This is a genomic window from Azomonas agilis (assembly GCF_007830255.1).
GTDB lineage: Bacteria > Pseudomonadota > Gammaproteobacteria > Pseudomonadales > Pseudomonadaceae > Azomonas > Azomonas agilis.
Map to the genome: position 1 here is coordinate 20,423 of NZ_VLKG01000009.1, position 16,191 is coordinate 36,613.

16 protein-coding genes are annotated in these 16,191 nt (G+C 51.3%); 6 read left to right on the forward strand and 10 right to left on the reverse strand.

From position 1 onward, the window contains the following. Positions 1–8: 8 nt before the first annotated feature. From bcsQ to LX59_RS11705, 4 genes are all read right to left on the reverse strand, one after another. Positions 9–710, reverse strand: a complete 702-nt coding sequence (gene bcsQ / locus LX59_RS11690) for a cellulose biosynthesis protein BcsQ (RefSeq protein ID WP_144572055.1) — start codon at positions 708–710, stop codon at positions 9–11. Continuing rightward, positions 707–907, reverse strand: a complete 201-nt coding sequence (gene bcsR, locus LX59_RS11695) for a cellulose biosynthesis protein BcsR (protein WP_144572056.1) — start codon at positions 905–907, stop codon at positions 707–709. The genes bcsQ and bcsR overlap by 4 nt, the downstream gene beginning before the upstream one ends. Then, positions 877–2,493: a cellulose biosynthesis protein BcsG gene (gene bcsG / locus LX59_RS11700; RefSeq protein ID WP_144572057.1), complete on the reverse strand. Its 1,617-nt coding sequence runs from the start codon at positions 2,491–2,493 to the stop codon at positions 877–879. Before bcsG ends, bcsR begins: the two co-directional genes overlap by 31 nt. 170 nt (positions 2,494–2,663) lie before the next feature. Further along, a complete protein-coding gene (locus LX59_RS11705; RefSeq protein ID WP_246118747.1) occupies positions 2,664–4,181 on the reverse strand; it encodes a BcsE family c-di-GMP-binding protein in 1,518 nt (505 codons plus the stop codon). Positions 4,182–4,650: 469 nt separating this feature from the next. Between LX59_RS11705 and LX59_RS11710 the strand changes: the two genes are divergently transcribed. The 3 genes from LX59_RS11710 (at position 4,651) to LX59_RS11720 (ending at position 8,774) form a co-directional block, all read left to right on the forward strand. Then, the gene (locus LX59_RS11710) at positions 4,651–5,928 is read left to right on the forward strand and encodes a carbohydrate porin (RefSeq protein WP_170234371.1); all 1,278 of its coding nucleotides are present in this window, start codon (positions 4,651–4,653) and stop codon (positions 5,926–5,928) included. Between the two features lie 10 nt (positions 5,929–5,938). Beyond that, positions 5,939–6,478: a c-type cytochrome gene (locus LX59_RS11715; protein WP_144572060.1), complete on the forward strand. Its 540-nt coding sequence runs from the start codon at positions 5,939–5,941 to the stop codon at positions 6,476–6,478. A gap of 79 nt (positions 6,479–6,557) precedes the next feature. Further along, positions 6,558–8,774, forward strand: a complete 2,217-nt coding sequence (locus LX59_RS11720) for a heavy metal translocating P-type ATPase (RefSeq protein WP_144572061.1) — start codon at positions 6,558–6,560, stop codon at positions 8,772–8,774. Here the strand turns inward: LX59_RS11720 and LX59_RS11725 are convergent. Continuing rightward, a complete protein-coding gene (locus LX59_RS11725) occupies positions 8,765–9,094 on the reverse strand; it encodes an ArsR/SmtB family transcription factor (protein WP_144572062.1) in 330 nt (109 codons plus the stop codon). The two genes, LX59_RS11720 and LX59_RS11725, sit on opposite strands and share 10 nt — an antisense overlap. An 83-nt stretch (positions 9,095–9,177) precedes the next feature. Here LX59_RS11725 and LX59_RS11730 point away from each other — a divergent pair, with 83 nt between their 5' ends. After that, positions 9,178–10,275 (forward strand): NADH:flavin oxidoreductase/NADH oxidase, encoded by a 1,098-nt coding sequence (locus LX59_RS11730; protein ID WP_144572063.1) that lies wholly within the window; start codon positions 9,178–9,180, stop codon positions 10,273–10,275. A gap of 49 nt (positions 10,276–10,324) precedes the next feature. Here LX59_RS11730 and LX59_RS11735 read toward each other — a convergent pair whose 3' ends face one another. Next, positions 10,325–10,624 carry a DUF3144 domain-containing protein gene (locus tag LX59_RS11735; protein ID WP_246118748.1) on the reverse strand — a complete coding sequence of 100 codons (300 nt, stop codon included), beginning with the start codon at positions 10,622–10,624 and terminating at the stop codon, positions 10,325–10,327. A gap of 327 nt (positions 10,625–10,951) precedes the next feature. Here LX59_RS11735 and LX59_RS11740 point away from each other — a divergent pair, with 327 nt between their 5' ends. Then, the gene (locus LX59_RS11740) at positions 10,952–11,212 is read left to right on the forward strand and encodes a hypothetical protein (RefSeq protein ID WP_144572064.1); all 261 of its coding nucleotides are present in this window, start codon (positions 10,952–10,954) and stop codon (positions 11,210–11,212) included. 50 nt (positions 11,213–11,262) lie between these two features. On the opposite strand, the gene LX59_RS11745 is transcribed toward LX59_RS11740, so the two are convergent. From LX59_RS11745 to rpe, 4 genes are all read right to left on the reverse strand, one after another. Beyond that, positions 11,263–11,790 (reverse strand): flavodoxin, encoded by a 528-nt coding sequence (locus LX59_RS11745; RefSeq protein ID WP_144572065.1) that lies wholly within the window; start codon positions 11,788–11,790, stop codon positions 11,263–11,265. Between the two features lie 154 nt (positions 11,791–11,944). Continuing rightward, on the reverse strand, positions 11,945–13,420 hold the full coding sequence (gene trpE / locus LX59_RS11750; RefSeq protein WP_144572066.1) for an anthranilate synthase component I: 1,476 nt from the start codon (positions 13,418–13,420) through the stop codon (positions 11,945–11,947). Positions 13,421–13,641: 221 nt separating this feature from the next. Next, entirely contained in the window at positions 13,642–14,331 is a 690-nt protein-coding gene (locus tag LX59_RS11755; RefSeq protein WP_425457495.1) for a phosphoglycolate phosphatase, read from the reverse strand. After that, the gene (gene rpe / locus LX59_RS11760) at positions 14,319–15,002 is read right to left on the reverse strand and encodes a ribulose-phosphate 3-epimerase (protein WP_144572068.1); all 684 of its coding nucleotides are present in this window, start codon (positions 15,000–15,002) and stop codon (positions 14,319–14,321) included. The genes LX59_RS11755 and rpe overlap by 13 nt, the downstream gene beginning before the upstream one ends. A 133-nt stretch (positions 15,003–15,135) precedes the next feature. Between rpe and LX59_RS11765 the strand changes: the two genes are divergently transcribed. Then, entirely contained in the window at positions 15,136–16,143 is a 1,008-nt protein-coding gene (locus LX59_RS11765; protein WP_170234372.1) for a DUF3530 family protein, read from the forward strand. Positions 16,144–16,191 lie beyond the last annotated feature (48 nt).

Sequence of the window (16,191 nt, forward strand, 5' to 3'; positions counted from 1 at the left end):
ACTCCCATTTACTCCTTGGACAGACACCAAGCCGCTAGGCTGGCCACATTTTTAGCCGCTAAGCTTTGGGGTGCGTGGTGTCCAACCGGAGCCTTGCACGCTAAAGATTCTGGAACCGCTTCGTCGGCATGAATGAGCAGCGGAACTAATTCGGGACGGGTCTGTTGCCAGAGTAGCCAAATATCACGCTGTAACTTCCTAATGGGATCAAAGTTGTTAACCAACAAAGGCATGTCAGGGGGCAGACTAGATTGCAGTAACGCGTGGCAAGCAGGGTCGGCATGGGCCACCCTAATTTCTAGGTCACAGGCAACAAGGCTAAGAGGTTCGGCGGTTTTTTGGTCGATAAGCACCCAGTCAAAATGGGAACTCAGGCTGGCTAAACGCTCTGGCCAATGCTCAAGCTGTTGGTTTAGAGACTGAGCTATAGGTTGCTGTTCGGCATAGGATAGCCGTCCGTAAGGCAGTATCCACAGATCTTGAGAAAGGCACCACGCCGCTTCCTGCCATGGGCTTTGTTGCTTATCAGCCTGAGCCCAGCCCTCTGCTGCACTCCAGGGTAAATTCAGGTGTAAACCCAGCATATTTTCTGGACATAAATCCAACAGCAATACGCGCTGCCTGAGTTGGTGTAGCGCATAACCTAAGGCAGCGATGAGGGTGGTACAGCCTACACCTCCTCGAAGTCCGCGTAATGTCAGGGATTTCACGGGGTATTTTGCTCCGCAAAGTACGATAGCTCTGAAAGTAAAGGCCAGCGTTTTAGTACATCGCGCACCGCATTTTGTGTCGTGATATCTACATAAGGGAGTTCAGGCATTTGCAATGCCTTGCGTAAATCCGTGATGTCGTCCGCCGCTGGGGAGGACGCATCGGCTACTTGAAACGATGGGGGTAAGGAAGCCATGTACCCTGCTCCTTGATGCGCAAATAGGGAACCCCTTCATACTCTTGCACAACCACTCCTTGGTTTTCAGACACCCAAGCGGTTTGCGGTAATCCTGTGGTCAGCAACTGCCAATTAAAACCGTTGGATTCTTGGAATGAGGGAACTCGCAGTAAGCGTGCAATTAACTCAGACAAAGCTAAATAGCTGCTAGGTTCAGCAACATGGACAGGATTGGACTGTTGTGGGGTGTCCATGTTGATGAGTTTAACCCCCACAGGAACATGCGTGATGGAAGGAGTGGGTAATTCCCGCATCCCTGAAATCTGCATCGTGTCCCCATGTAGGGCCGCGCCATGCTCTGGAACAATGACCAGCACGACAGGGCGCTTACTGCGCTGAAGTTCTTTGATAAAAGCAACTAAATCATTGATAAAGCTACTGGCTCGCTCTTTATAGTTGGCAGGTCGAGTTCCACCATCGGCTTCTAATACACGATTCCCGTCGTGTAATGTGATGGTGTTGTAAAACAGCGCCACTCTGTCTTGAGTTTTTAGCTCATTTATACGGTGTTGCCACCACTTCACTAGAACGTCTTGATCCTGCCATAGGGGTGGGCCGGCAAAGCTAATCCAAGAGCGCTTTAATATTTTGCTGTCAATGGCGGGAGGTGGCATTTCCGTTTGTTTACGTACGTTGTCCAAGTAGGACTCGAATTGCCCATCATGATTAAGCATGAGTTCTTCAGTAAAACCTAATTGACGTAAATTATTAAACAGCAGGCATTGTTGATTGGCGGGCTCATAAAGTTGCTGATGGGGAAGCTGACCACAACTAGCGCGCAATAGCCGAATAGAGGCTGGGCCACTATAGGAGGTTGCTGAGTTAAAGTGATCAAAAATAATATCCATCTGTTGGAACAGACTATTGTCCCGCAGGCCAACGCTCTCTAAGTCATCCCAAGCCATAGAACAGATGTTAATAACCAATACATCAAATGCTAGATGGGATTCTGCTGTATCGGGGAAGTTTGTATGGCGGCTGGCTTCGGTACGGTGGAAATTAGTTAATGCTTGATTCAGAGTGTTATTGTCAGGATTCTTTGTTTGTTGTGTGCTTGTAGTATTAGTACCAGACGAAGCTGCTGTTGAGGCAATTGCTGGTTGCTCGGGTTGTATGCTTACTACTGAAAACCAGAATAATCCAACGAGGCTTAAGGTGGTTAGGCGAATCCATTGACATATGAAGTAGTAAGCTACTAAAGCAACAAAAAATAGTCCAACCCAATCCCAGTGAATGAAGCGGCCTAGTAACTCAAGAATATATTCGTTGGAAAATCCACGAATGTTGTCAGCATTATCCAGCAAGCGACTGAAGGGAGGAAACCAAGTATCTTGATAAAATAAAGCTATGCCGATGGGAATGGCCACGACAGTTCTTAGCGTTTGGGCAATCTGCCAAGGTAGTGGGATGATCAGCGCTGCTGCAAAGATTAAGTTAGGAATAGGTTGGAAATTTAAGAGCCCAACTGAAGCCAAGGCTAGCTTAAGTAAAAAGTAGAAATTCCAGACCCCTAACTCTGGTCGGCTTAGCACACTATTTTTCATGGTTACCCTGTGATTTATAGCGCACCCCTCTATATTTTAAGCAGCGCGGAGGAAATAAAAGGGATATTTTTTTGAATATACTGGATAATATAGGTTGAATTATTATCAGTATAACAATGCTAAGAGCGAGTATAACTGAGATGATTTGAATTAAATCTTGACTGCTCATGTTATTTCTTTGCAAGCGAAATACAAGGGAGTTTGGCCCTTTTGGGATTTAAGGGAACCTCGGGTTTAATATGCTGGCTTATAGTGGTTTGAATTGAGGGTTCTTCTATATGGGCTGAGTGGCTAATGCTATAGCTTGCTTGTCTAACCGAGTCCAGATTGTTTAATTGGGTGATTTTAGAAAACAAGCTATTAAAGGGAAGTTGGCAAATATTTTGTAATGCTTGCTCTATTTCATTGGTATTGCATGCAAATAAGAATAAGTAAACTGACTCATTTTCTATACAGGCTACATCACCCATGCGCCTTAACTGCATTTGGTTAAGGCAGTGCTCTGCAGTGAGCTTTCCAGAGGGTGTTAATTGAAGTAGCTGATGTTCTATATTAGCCAATGTATCTTTAGCGTAAATAGGTTCTAATGTAGTTATAAAATCTTGTACACTGATCAGCCCACGTTGATTGGGTGGGTCAATGGATTGTTTTAGCTCTTGAAAATCGAAAAGTTGTTCCGGAGTGCAGGCACTCTCTTGTTTTAGTAATTCGAGAAAGCTAATGATTTGGGGAGCAGGGAAGTTGTGAGGAATAATTAAGTGTACTCCACAGGCTTGCAATAAACCACGATCACGATGGCGTAAACAAGGCGCAGTTTCCCTAACTAAGATACGAAGGTTTTGCTGGGGGGAAAAGGATTGACTGTGTAACTGCTGAGCAAGGTCTTCTATTTGCTCGTTATTTGCGACACCAAGTAGCAGTATTCCATGAGGAACAGAAGTAGCCTGTTGTAGTAAATCCCTTAACGTATCAAATACCAGCCAATGGTCATGTATTGGTGTGTGCTTGTTTAGAACATGCGCCTGAATAAGATAGCGAAAGTCTTGGGAGGTCGAAGGTTCAGATTGAAGTGTTTCTGGAAGTACCTCAAACCCCTGAGCGGTACGCTCAAAGCAATATTTCTGTTCAGTTTGTATGCCGAATTTATGGTGCCAGTACTTTATGTGATAGTGCGTGCAACTCGGCTCACTGATGAGATTGGATAAACCCGATAGGTAGTCGTTTAACTGGGTCAGTTGTGGATGCAAAGGGCCTTGGCTGCATATAAGTAGCGTGGTGTCGTATTGTTCTAACCAGTTGCGTAGGCTCCAGCACCAGTGGGTCAATGTTGCCTCATCCATTGGAGCCCAAGCCTCGGCGGGTAAACACAGTAGTATGAGCTCGCTGTGCTGTGCTCTAGCTCGCTGCAAGTCAGAGGGTAACAGTCGCAGGGCTTTATGCAGTAAGAGTGCTGGGATTTCAAACAGTCGTATAGCCAGAGGCCCGGACTGATAAGCACTGAGTAAGGTATTGGCCTCTTCACACGAATAAACCAAAGTCACTTGAGTGTGTTCTGAAAGCCCTGAGAGCACTTGACCCAATAGGGTAGTACGGTCATGTGATTCGGCGCTGTTGATCCAAAATAGTCCTCTTTTTCTCAAAGAGCACAACCACTCTGGAAGCCCTGGAATCTTCAAACATAATGACACGTTGCGTATAACCCCATACTACTTGGTCCTTGTCTTAGGGGAGCAACCAAGATCTTTCGATGAAGGCTGCGCTATAGACATTACAGTCAGAATTCCTACGCTTGGATGTACCAAACTAAACCTAGCAAAGCCGTACAGATAATAGCTTTAGTAAGTTTTGCCAATTAGCAAGCAATGATTTAATGCGCTTTGGGGATTCTAACTATTTAGCGCAGGTGATTTTAGCACTCTTTTTTCGCAGCGCTATTTTGATTTGTAATTTTTTCGTTATTCTTATTCGTTTTTTATTATAAATCTATGTAAATCAATTAATTAGTTTTTGTGGTTTTTTATTATTTGGTAATAATAATTTTTATGCTTTGTGTCAGTGTTGATTCGGTAAACGCTTGTTAGCCTGATTCAACCTCAGCAGTACATGGCGGTAATAGCTGACATCTGGGTTGGTTGGGCTCTGCAAGGAGTTTTGCTGATGAAGTGCAAGGGTTCATTTTTTCTCTCCTTAGTCGCTTTAGCTGTGCTGCTGGGTACTTATTCAGCCAAGCTCGCGGCTCAAGAGGGCGGCATTTATGCGGAAACTTTGACTGGAAATTGGAGTGGCAAGCGCTCTCAGCTAGCTACTCAAGGAATAGAGATTGGTCTGGATCACACCGTGGATTTTATGGCTGTAACGGAGGGCGGGCTGGATCGGCGGCGCAGTTACTCTGCCTTGTTTGAGCCCAGTGTGTCCTTTGATCTGGAGCGTTTATTCGGTTGGCGAGGCGGGCGGGTATTCATTCATGGGTTGGGTATTTACGGTAGCCGTGATCCGGGTGAGTCCGTAGGTTCTATCCATGCGCCCAGCAACATCGCCGATTCGGTAGATACCTTTAAAATCCACGAGGCTTGGTTTGAGCAGAGTTTCTGGGATGAGCGCTTGGCTGTGTTAGTGGGGTTGTATGCGGCTGATTCGGAGTTTGACGTTAAAGAAACCGCTGGGGTTTTCCTCAATGGTGGCTTTGGTACGGGCCTAGATTTTTCTGAGACGGGTAAAAACGGCCCCTGCATTTATCCCACCTCCTGTTTAGGCGTGCGTGTTCGTTGGCATCCTACGTCTGAGCATTATGTGCAGGTTGCTGTATTGGATGGTGTAGCGGGAGATCCTGACCAGCCTCACGGCACTCAGGTGCATTTACAAGGTGGTGATGGTGCTTTAATTCTGACTGAGCTGGGTATTCACCAGAACGCAGACGTAAATAGCCGTTTTCTACACGCTGCCCTAGGTGCTTGGTATTACACCGAGCATTTCGACCATGTGCGCGCTCTGGATGCTGAGGGTAATCCCAAGCAAGAGCAGGGGGCTCAGGGGGTTTATGCCCTAATTGAGGGTGAGTTATTCCGTGAGCCAGAGCAGGCGACCCAAGGGCTGAGTGGCTTTTTGCGGGTTGGCTATGCAGATAAGCAGGTGAACCCTATACGTTGGTCTGCCAGTGGTGGTTTGGTGTACACCGGGCTCTTGCCGGGGCGGGATGAGGACGTAACTGGCTTTGGTGTTTCACTGGCCTCCAACAGTGGCTCCTTTAAACAGGCTCAGCGTACTGCGGGCAGTCCTGTATTGAGCCGCGAGGTGGCTTATGAACTCACCCATTGGTTTCCTGTGACCTCATGGATGAGTCTACAACTGAGCGCCCAATACATTCGGCATCCCAGTATGGACCCTAGCGTGCAAAGCGCTCGGGTGATTGGCGTGCGCCACAAAGTCACGTTTTAAGGGAGCCGATATGAGCACCGGTAAAAATTTAAAAGGGCTAATCCGACCTCTCTTAATAGTTGCCTGCATGGGGGCTTCCTATGGGGATGCGGATGAGTTTAAAGCTGTGGGACGTTGCCCCGAAATTCGAGGGACTCAAACCGCTCCAACTAGCTATTTGGGGCGCACTAATCCTTTATCACCTACCGCTGAAAATAGAGCAGCCGGAGCGCGTTTGTACCAAGATGATGCGCGTCCTACTCCTTGCGTTACCTGTCATGGTGTTCTGGGGGATGGACAAGGGCCAGCAGCAGCCTATTTAAATCCTGCTCCGCGTAACTTTCGTTGTCGTTCAACCATGCTCGACATACCAGATGGTCAACTGTATTGGGTGATTGAGCAGGGTTCCGGTGAGCTGCATCATCCCGCACGACAAGGAGCTCAGCATCTAGGCCGACCGGGACGGACGCAGACGGTGACAGCGATGCGCTCCTATGGAGACTATTTGACTGAAGAGGAAATCTGGCAACTGGTGCTCTACATACGCTCGCTGGCGAATGAAACGGATTGATCTACAGTTTGGCTGCTGCTTGACCCTGTAGTTACTTCAAGGTTTTTAATGCAATTAAATCACCTTTGGAGCAGCGAACATGACATCAGACAGCGGTCATCTTCCCATTCAAACATCCAGTACCTGTTGTTGTTCTGGACACTGTGACCCTAGCCTATCTCCCAATCCATCCGGCAATCCTATTGCAAGGATTCCCAGTTTTCGTATTCCCAGCATGGATTGCCCGGTGGAGGAAAACCAAATCCGCCAGGCGTTGGCAGAGATTCAAGGGATTAGGACACTGCGGTTTGAACTTTCGGCCCGAACGCTACAGATTGAGGCAGAGCATTCGGCGCTTGAGGCCGCGCTGACCGCCATTCGTGCTTTGGGCTTTGAGGTACAGCCGCTTTCCAGCGCTCAACAGGAGCCTAAGGCCAAGTTTAGTGAATTAACACGCACGGGGATTGCTTTAGCACTGGCTCTAGTAGCTGAGGCTATCCACTATCTTGCCCCAGAAACATGGCTGTTTGGGCTCTTGGGTATGTCGGTGGCGGCAGCAGCCATTGGCTTTGCCGGACTTTCCACCTACCAAAAAGGTTTGGCCGCCCTGCGCCGTGGCCAACTGAACATGAATGCCTTGATGGGCGTAGCGGTAACGGGTGCGTTCTTGATCGGCCAGTGGCCGGAAGCGGCCATGGTGATGGCCCTGTACGCCATTGCCGAGCTGATCGAAGCCAAATCGCTGGATCGGGCGCGGCAAGCCATTCAAAAACTGCTGGCCCTCGCCCCTGAAACCGCCGAGGTACAGCAAGCCGATGGCCGTTGGTTAGCCGTTCCAGCCGCAAACGTGGCTTTAGGCGCGGTGGTACGGGTAAAACCCGGTGCGCGTATTCCCTTGGATGGGCGCATCAGCAAAGGCCAAGGCGCGGTGAATCAATCCTCGGTCACGGGGGAAAGCATTCCGGTCGATAAAGTCCCCGGCGATGCGCTGTTTGCCGGCACCATCAACGAAACCAGCACCCTCGAATTTGAAGTCACGGCCACGGCCAATAACACCACCCTCGCCCGCATTATCCACGCGGTAGAGGCCGCCCAAGCCAGTCGAGCGCCGATGCAGCGCTTTATCGACCGTTTTGCCGCGCTCTATACACCAGCAGTATTTGTGGGCGCGGTGTTGGTTGCCCTCAGTGGCCCTTGGTTATTCGATTGGACGGCCTTGGAAGCGATTTACAAGGCGCTGGTATTGCTGATCATCGCCTGCCCCTGCGCCTTGGTGATTGCCACACCCGTGACCATCGTCAGTGGACTGGCGGCAGCAGCGCGTCAAGGCATCCTGATTAAAGGCGGCGCTTATCTGGAGCAAGCGCGCCATCTGAAAGCCATCGCCCTCGACAAAACCGGCACCCTGACTGAAGGCAAACCTCGCTTGGTCGCCGTGCACTTGATGCCTTCGGACTACAGCGAAGCGCAGGTGTTGGCTTGGGCCGCTGCACTGGCGGAGCATTCGGATCATCCGGTGTCTAAAGCCATTGCCACAGGGCTGACGAATACCAACGAATCGGTGGTTTTAGAGCAGTTCAATGCACTGCCGGGGCGCGGGATTGAAGCCCATTTGGGAAGCCATCGCCTTGTACTCGGCAATCATCGCCTAATTGAAGAACGCGGCCTGTGCAGCCCTGAGATTGAAACCTACCTCAGCCACCATGAAGCCCAAGGTCACACCTTGACGCTACTGGCCTCAGCCAGCGAAGTGTTGGCCATTTTCGCCGTCGCCGATACCCTAAAACACAGCAGCCGCAGCGCCATGAGCCGCTTGCAACAGCTTGGCGTTACGCCCTGCATGCTCACCGGCGACAACCTGACCACCGCCCAAGCCATCGCCAAGGAAGCCGGCATTGCTCAGGTACAGGGCAACCTGCTGCCAGAAGACAAGCTGGCCACCATTCAAACCCTGCACCAGCAGTACGGCACCACCGCCATGGTGGGCGATGGCATCAACGACGCGCCGGCTTTGGTCAAGGCTGATATTGGCATTGCCATGGGCGGCGCGGGCACTGACATTGCGATGGAGGCCGCCGATGTGGTGATCATGAACGACGATCTACGCCGTCTGCCGGAGCTGATTCAACTGTCGCGCGCCACCTACAATGTTTTATGGCAGAACATTGCCTTCGCGCTGGGGATTAAAGGCGTGTTTTTCGCTCTGGCCCTCACCGGCAATGCGACTATGTGGATGGCCGTTTTTGCCGATATGGGGGCCAGCTTACTGGTTGTGGCCAACGGGCTGCGGGTGTTGCACCTGAAGCCTCAGGACTGAGGACGTTCCCGCTTGAGCTTGAAATAAGCCCCCATAATCGCCTCCAACAGGCCGGGAAAGACGCGCTCTAAGTCTTCCCGGCGCAGCGAATTGATGTGGGTGGTGCCCACATAGCGGGTACAGACCAAACCCGCATCCCGCAACACCCGAAAATGGTGGGAAACACTCGACTTAGGCCGATCGCCCTGCAACTCGCCGCAAGTCGCCTCCGGCACTTCATACAGATGGCGGACAATTTCCAGACGCACCGGATCACTCAACGCATACAATAAGCGTTCGAGGGTAAATTCATCAGGAGAGGGGTGGGAATAGTGGCGCATGAGGGGAGTATATCAGGGCTTTACTTGATTCCATAGTTCGAATACCATCGAACAAAGATACCCGCTGATTGACGGAGCCTGCCATGTCTGCCCTGTTCCAACCCTTCACCTTGAAAGATGTTACCCTGCGCAACCGCATTGCCATTCCGCCCATGTGCCAATATATGTCTAACGACGGCATCATCAACGACTGGCATCAGGTTCACTATGCTGCTCAAGCCCGTGGCGGCGCGGGTTTGATCGTGGTCGAGGCGACGGCGGTGGCTCCAGAAGGTCGGATTACTCCCGGCTGTGCTGGTCTGTGGAATGATGAACAGGCCCAAGCCCTGTCCCAAGTCGCCAAAGCCATTAAAGCCGCCGGTTGTGTGCCTGGCATTCAAATCGCCCATGCCGGACGTAAAGCCAGCGCCAACCGTCCTTGGGAAGGTGATGACCACATTCCTGAAAACGATCCACGCGGCTGGCCAACCATTGCCCCATCAGCCGTGGCCTTTGGTGAGGGTTTGCCTAAAGTCCCGCAAGCCATGACGTTGGAAGATATTGCCCGCGTTCGTCAAAACTTTGTCGATGCCGCCCGCCGCGCCTATGAAGCGGGCTTTGAATGGCTGGAACTGCACTTCGCCCACGGCTATCTGGCCCAGAGCTTCTTCTCCGAACACGCCAACCAACGTACCGACCAATACGGCGGCAGCGCTGAAAACCGTGGCCGCTTCCTGCTGGAAACCATGGCCGCCGTGCGTGAGGTTTGGCCAGAGCGTCTGCCCTTCACTGCCCGCTTTGGGGTGATTGAATTTGATGGCCGCGACGAGCAAACCCTGAGTGAATCCATCGAGCTGGTGAAAGGCTTTAAACGCACGGGTTTGGATCTGATCAGCGTCAGCATGGGCTTTAATACCCCCACAGCACAAATCCCTTGGGGGCCTGCCTTTATGGGCCCGATTGCCGAGCGCGTGCGCCGCGAGGTAGGAATTCCCGTTACTTCCGCTTGGGGCTTTGGCGCACCTAAACTGGCGGAACAAGCGCTAACCAGCGGGCAGCTTGATATTGTTTCCGTAGGCCGGGCCTATTTAGCTAATCCGCACTGGACGTATGTAGCGGCTAAAGAGTTAGGCATTGAGCAACCGGCTTGGACATTACCCGCTTCCTATGCGCATTGGCTGTCGCGTTATAAAGAGCTGTAAGGAGTCAAACTAAGACCGATACTTGAGCCTGTATCGGTCTTAGTGTTGTCTATTTATCAGACATTTCAACGATGAAGTTTTGACTTAACAAGTCAATTTGCTCGAAGAAGTTTTCTTCCAGCATGGCGTTAAACTGATTGCTGTACCAAGTCTGTAGGTGTTCTCTCTCGGTAGCCAGCTCTTTGAAGGTACAGGCTGCTTCGTGGGTGCTAAAGCGTGCCGCTGCGTAGCGCAGGGCAGTACTGACGTGCGCTAATTCCTTGTTTTCTTCCTTCATCAGCCGATTAGCGACCTCAATAAACTCATCGGCCATGTTAAAAATTACCATATTGTCTTGATCGTCTGACATAAATACACCTTTATGTAAATAATTGAAGTGATCTAACCCCTAAAGGGTTCGTGTGGAGCTTATTGTCAGATTCACTAAGCAAATATCAGGCAATGTTTGAGTGGCGAATGAGCTTGTGCCCAGATTCATTGGGATTGCCTTAAATCAGTCCCGATTTGCAGGGGAAAGGCATTATTGCTAGCGTATGCTTGGGGCTGGAAACAGGCATTTAGAGATCAGCGGATATCAGTAGATTGTCCGCGGGTATTGTGTGCACAGGTTAAGGCTGGTTGAGTAATCATCCGGCCTTTGTTGTTTCCGGGATTGGCTACTCTGGGTGACTGATTTATGCAACTACTGGTTCTGCTTATTCTTATTCTCATCGCTGCTGCAGGGGTGCCTGCGTTAATCAAACTAACCTTGCCCGAGGTGTCAGACCCTGTGTTAATTGGGGCTGGAATTGGCAGCTTACTGGTGGTGTGGATCCTGATGCGTCTGATTTATAGCTCAGTTAACCGGCGGAAAAGCAGTGCAGATAGTTTGGAGCGTCGTGCGCGGAGACTGACAGAGGAAGCAAATCGGCGTAATCGAGCAGCTCAACGTCAGTAACAGGCTAAGCCCTGACCTGGTTTCAGGTCAGGGTAGAGGCGGGGTATTGCTTATTCTTCGACGGGGAAATGCTCTTTTAGCACTTCGACCCAATTGGCCAGACGGGTTTTGGTTTTGCCTGCTTCGTTCACTTTGTCGAAGGGCAGACCGACGAACATGCCATCACGCTCAGCAAAGGAATACTCGTAGGTGTAGCCTTCAGTAGGAATGCTGCCTACCAGAGTAGCGCCACGAGCTTTGAATTTATCGTACAAAATGCCTAGGGCGCTGACGAACTGCTCACCATGGGCTTTGTAGTCACCGGCACCGAACAGGGCGATGGTTTTGCCGGTAAAGTCAGGTTTTTCGTTTTCCAGATCCAGCATAGGATCGCGCCAGTCATTCTGTACTTCGCCTGAACCCCAAGTAGAGCAGCCGAAAATCAGATAGTCGTACTTCAACATATCGTCAAAATCGGTGAAGTCTTCTTCCATGTTGTACAGGTCGCAATTGTCTTCGCCGAGAAGTTTAGCCAGTTGCTCAGCCGCTTTGCCGGTAACGCCAGAGCAGGTGCCGTAGAAAATGCCAATGGTTGACATAGAAAAAGGTTCCTTTAGATAAAAGCTTCGTAAAGAGGTCGTCGGCCACCAGTGTACGAGACGACCGGCGGATAATACGGGAAGCTATTCTATAACTGTACTGCCGAATACGCATGAGTGTACGCCGCAAGTACGAATTTAGTACGCAATAGCCTCAATGTTGGTATTCTGCCAAGGCCACCGCGCGAAACATAGCGCGTCTTTTATTCAGGGTTTCTTCCCATTCCAGAGCCGGTTGGGAGTCCGCCACGATGCCCGCACCGGCTTGGATGTGCAGTTCGCCATCCTTAATCAATGCAGTACGGATGGCGATTGCCGTGTCCATATTACCGTTCCAAGCTAAATAGCCCACAGCACCGCCGTATACGCCGCGCTTGACGGGCTCTAACTCGTCAATGATTTCCATCGCCCGCACTTTAGGCGCACCAGACAGCGTGCCCGCAGGCAGAATGGAGCGCAGCGCATCCATAGCACTCAAGCCTTGTTTTAACTGGCCGGTGACGTTGGAAACAATGTGCATGACGTTGGAGTAACGCTCAATGATCATTTGTTCTGTGACCTGAACCGTGCCGGTTTCCGATACGCGGCCTACGTCATTGCGGCCCAGATCAATCAGCATTAAATGTTCGGCCAGCTCTTTAGCGTCGGACAGCAGATCCTGTTCCAGCGCTAAGTCGGCTTCAGGCGTGGCACCACGAGGTCGAGTACCGGCAATGGGGCGCACACAGACTTCGCCATCTTCCACCCGTACTAAAACCTCAGGAGAGGAGCCCACCACATGGAAGTCGCCGAAGTTGAAGAAGTACATATAGGGCGTGGGATTAAAGCAGCGCAGCGCGCGATAAAGATCAATAGGCGCGGCTTTAAAGGGAATCGACATGCGCTGGGAAATCACCACCTGCATGCAGTCACCCGCTAGGATGTAATCCTTAATGCGGTTGACGGCGTGCTCGTAATCTTCCCGAGTGAAACTGGAGCGGAAATTCGGCTCGGGATGGGACTCAGGGGTTAATACCAAGCTGTGGGGCGGAGTGATGGCTTGTTGTAAACGGGCTCTGAGGGCTTCTAAATCTTGAATGCCTTGCTCATAAGCCTGAGTTTGGGCGGGATCAACCAGTACCAAGCAGTAGACTTTACTGGTTAAGTTATCAAACACCACCACCCGATCAGAAACCATTAACAGGATGTCTGGCGTGTTTAGGGTGTCTGGATTGGGGTTTTTAGCCAGTTTGGATTCCACATAGCGCACGCTGTCGTAGCTAAAGTAGCCGACCAGCCCACCATTAAAGCGCGGCAGTCCTGACACGGGAGCGACTTGGTAGCGCTCTTTAAACTGCTCCACAAAACTCAGAGGATCATCAACACTCAAGGATTCAGTTTCTACGCCCTCGTGCTGAATACTCACCTGATGGTCAAATACTCGCAATACACTGTGGCAGGGCAGGCCAATGATGGAGTAACGGCCCCATTTTTCGCCGCCTTGCACCGACTCTAGTAAGTAGCTGTTAGGAGCATCGGCTAATTTCATGTACAGGGACAGGGGCGTTTCAAAGTCGGCCAGCACTTCAAAATACAGGGGAATACGGTTATAGCCTTCAGCGGCTAGGCGCAGGAATTCATCGCGCGTCATTATCGGTCTCGGATTTTATCAGCGAAAGTAAACAGGTCTAAGGGCAGCAGGGGGCAGTGCCGGATATCCGGCGTAGTTATACAGAGGCGCAGCCGCGCCAACGCACCTGAAGGCTTAATAGTATCCAGAGAAAGCTAAAGCGGCGGGAGTGGATAGCCACCTGTCTGGTCTCGCAGGCTGGAAGTGGGAGTCTTCACACTAGCGCAAGCCGCCCCTAAGAATCAACCCGGAAGCAGCAAAGCGCGTAGGTCATCTAAAACCAAGTCAGGGTTTTCCTCCTCAATGGGGCGGCCGTGGTTGTAGCCGTAGCTCATAGCCACGCAGCGTACATTGGCCGCGCGCGCCGCCAAAATGTCATTGCGTGAATCCCCGATAAACAGTGCCTGGCGTGGGCTGACCTGAGCCTGTGCCATGACGTGCAATAGAGCGGCAGGATCAGGTTTTTGTTGGGGTAGGGTATCGCCCCCGACAATCCACTGAAATAAACCTTCTAAATCAGCCTCTTTCAGTAAGGGGGCGATAAACTGTTCCGGTTTATTGGTAATTAGGGCCAGAGGTACTTGGGCGCTCTGTAACCAACGCAAGACGGGCTGTACGCCGGGATAAATACAGGTTTGGCCGTGACCTTGACCGTAAGCGGCCATAAACAGAGGCAGCGCTTGAGCGGTTTCTTGATCTGATACAGCTTGGTGATCCAATTGTCCGGCTAAAGCGCGGCGCACCAGCACTTGCGCGCCATTACCGACCCATTGGCGTACCTGGTGCACACCTGCCGCTGGGCGACCTAGTTGGCTGAGCATTTGGTCTATAGCCGTTGCTAAGTCCGGTACCGAATCTACTAAGGTACCGTCTAAATCAAACATCACCAGACGCGGTAAGTGGCCGTTAAAGAGTTGGGTTAACTGCATGATGGGCTGACTCCTGCCAGTTCAGCGCGCATTGCTTGGATGACGCTGCGGTAATCGGATTGTCCAAAGATCGCTGAGCCCGCCACAAAGGTATCGGCTCCGGCTTCGGCAATACTGCGGATATTTTTGACGTTCACACCGCCATCAATTTCAAGGCGAATTGTTTGCCCTGATTGGTCGATCAAAGCCCGCGCCTCACGGAGTTTATCCAGGGTTTTAGGGATGAAGGATTGACCGCCAAAGCCTGGGTTGACGCTCATCAGCAGCACCATATCCACCTTGTCGAGCACGTATTTAAGGCAGTCTAAGGAGGTGGCAGGATTAAAAACCAAACCGGCTTTAGCGCCTCCGGCTTTAATAAGCTGTAGGGAGCGGTCGATGTGTTCGGTGGCTTCTGGGTGGAAGGTGATGTAGCTGGCTCCGGCTTCTAAAAAATCGCCGATGATACGATCCACAGGCTTAACCATCAGATGCACATCAATGGGTGCTTGAATGCCATATTTGCGTAAAGCGCTACACACCATAGGGCCAATGGTTAGGTTAGGAACGTAGTGGTTATCCATCACATCGAAGTGCACAATATCAGCCCCGGCGGCCAGCACTCTGTCCACTTCTTCGCCTAAACGGGCAAAGTCAGCCGAAAGGATAGAGGGAGCAATGGCGAAGGGCTGCATGGGAATACCTCAAGGGAAACAATAATTCGGCTAGTGTACCTGAGCTGGGAAATAGAGTGAAAAAGCCGCTGCATTGATGATGGCTTAAGGATGATAAGAGGTAAGTGTGATGAGGCTGTGGCAGCTACTGATAATGATGGGTCTCTTAGGGGTTTGCCACTTAGGTATGGCTGAGGACGCTTCCACGCCGCCTGCAGAGTCCGAACCTCAAACTAATGAAGCGGAGCAATCTCCCGCCACAGAGCCCTCAAAACCTCCCGTGCTGCGTACTGCCTTGCTGGATCGCAATGATGCCTTAGCCCAGAATTTGGCCCAGCAGTTCCCAACTCAGGTGCAAAAGCTGAAGGCTTTAGAAGAGGAGTTTTTAGCCTTCTGGTTGCCTGCTAATGATCCTAAACCCAAGGGCACGATTGTTTTATTACCCGGTGCTGGAGAAACGCCCGATTGGCCAAGGGTTATAGCGCCTATTCGCCGTGAACTGCCGCAATATGCTTGGCATACCCTCAGCGTAACTCTGCCCGAGCTGGATTCCGGTATTCCTGCGCGCCCTAAAGCAAAGCCGTTACCAGAGTCCTCTAGCCCTGATCAAGCAGCCGGAGAGGATCAGAAAGAAACAGCAGAAACTCCAACACCCGCCGAATCACCTAAAGAAACAACGGAAGAGCCTAAGGAGGCCGCTACAGAACCTAGCAATGAGCCTCCGGCTAAACCGCTTCCGCCAGTCACAGAGCGCATTGATGCCCGTATTGAGGCAGCCCTTAGTTTTGCACGCACGCAAGGGGCTTCCTTAATCGTATTACTGGGGCACGGAACGGGAGGCTATTGGGCGGCGCGCTATTTGACGGGAGAAAAGTCTGAATTGCCGCAGCATTTGCTGCTGATTTCCGCCACGCGCCCAAGCACTCAAGAGGTGGCTTTGGATGAACTATTGAGCCGCCATCCTGTAACTACGGGCGATTTTTATTACCCTGAGCGTTGGAATGAGCAACAAGAGGCCAAGGCCCGCCTCAACACCAGCCGCCGCACGGGGCATTCAGGATACAGCTCAGTTGCGTTAAAGCTGATTCCCGGTGACTTTGCCAGTGAGCAAGAGCAGTTAGTGCGGCGTGTGCGGGGTTGGTTGGATCGGCAGGGGCAATAGCCCCTTCTCGCGGTCGGGCATGGCCGTCCTGTAGAGGGAATCCCCGTC

Coding starts and splice junctions, on each gene's coding strand:
- bcsR (WP_144572056.1), bottom strand. CDS start 907: ATGGCTTCCTTACCCCCATCGTTTCAAGTAGCCGATGCGTCCTCCCCA.
- bcsG (WP_144572057.1), bottom strand. CDS start 2,493: ATGAAAAATAGTGTGCTAAGCCGACCAGAGTTAGGGGTCTGGAATTTC.
- LX59_RS11710 (WP_170234371.1), top strand. CDS start 4,651: ATGAAGTGCAAGGGTTCATTTTTTCTCTCCTTAGTCGCTTTAGCTGTG.
- LX59_RS11715 (WP_144572060.1), top strand. CDS start 5,939: ATGAGCACCGGTAAAAATTTAAAAGGGCTAATCCGACCTCTCTTAATA.
- LX59_RS11720 (WP_144572061.1), top strand. CDS start 6,558: ATGACATCAGACAGCGGTCATCTTCCCATTCAAACATCCAGTACCTGT.
- LX59_RS11725 (WP_144572062.1), bottom strand. CDS start 9,094: ATGCGCCACTATTCCCACCCCTCTCCTGATGAATTTACCCTCGAACGC.
- LX59_RS11730 (WP_144572063.1), top strand. CDS start 9,178: ATGTCTGCCCTGTTCCAACCCTTCACCTTGAAAGATGTTACCCTGCGC.
- LX59_RS11735 (WP_246118748.1), bottom strand. CDS start 10,624: ATGTCAGACGATCAAGACAATATGGTAATTTTTAACATGGCCGATGAG.
- LX59_RS11740 (WP_144572064.1), top strand. CDS start 10,952: ATGCAACTACTGGTTCTGCTTATTCTTATTCTCATCGCTGCTGCAGGG.
- LX59_RS11745 (WP_144572065.1), bottom strand. CDS start 11,790: ATGTCAACCATTGGCATTTTCTACGGCACCTGCTCTGGCGTTACCGGC.
- trpE (WP_144572066.1), bottom strand. CDS start 13,420: ATGACGCGCGATGAATTCCTGCGCCTAGCCGCTGAAGGCTATAACCGT.
- rpe (WP_144572068.1), bottom strand. CDS start 15,002: ATGCAGCCCTTCGCCATTGCTCCCTCTATCCTTTCGGCTGACTTTGCC.
- LX59_RS11765 (WP_170234372.1), top strand. CDS start 15,136: ATGATGGGTCTCTTAGGGGTTTGCCACTTAGGTATGGCTGAGGACGCT.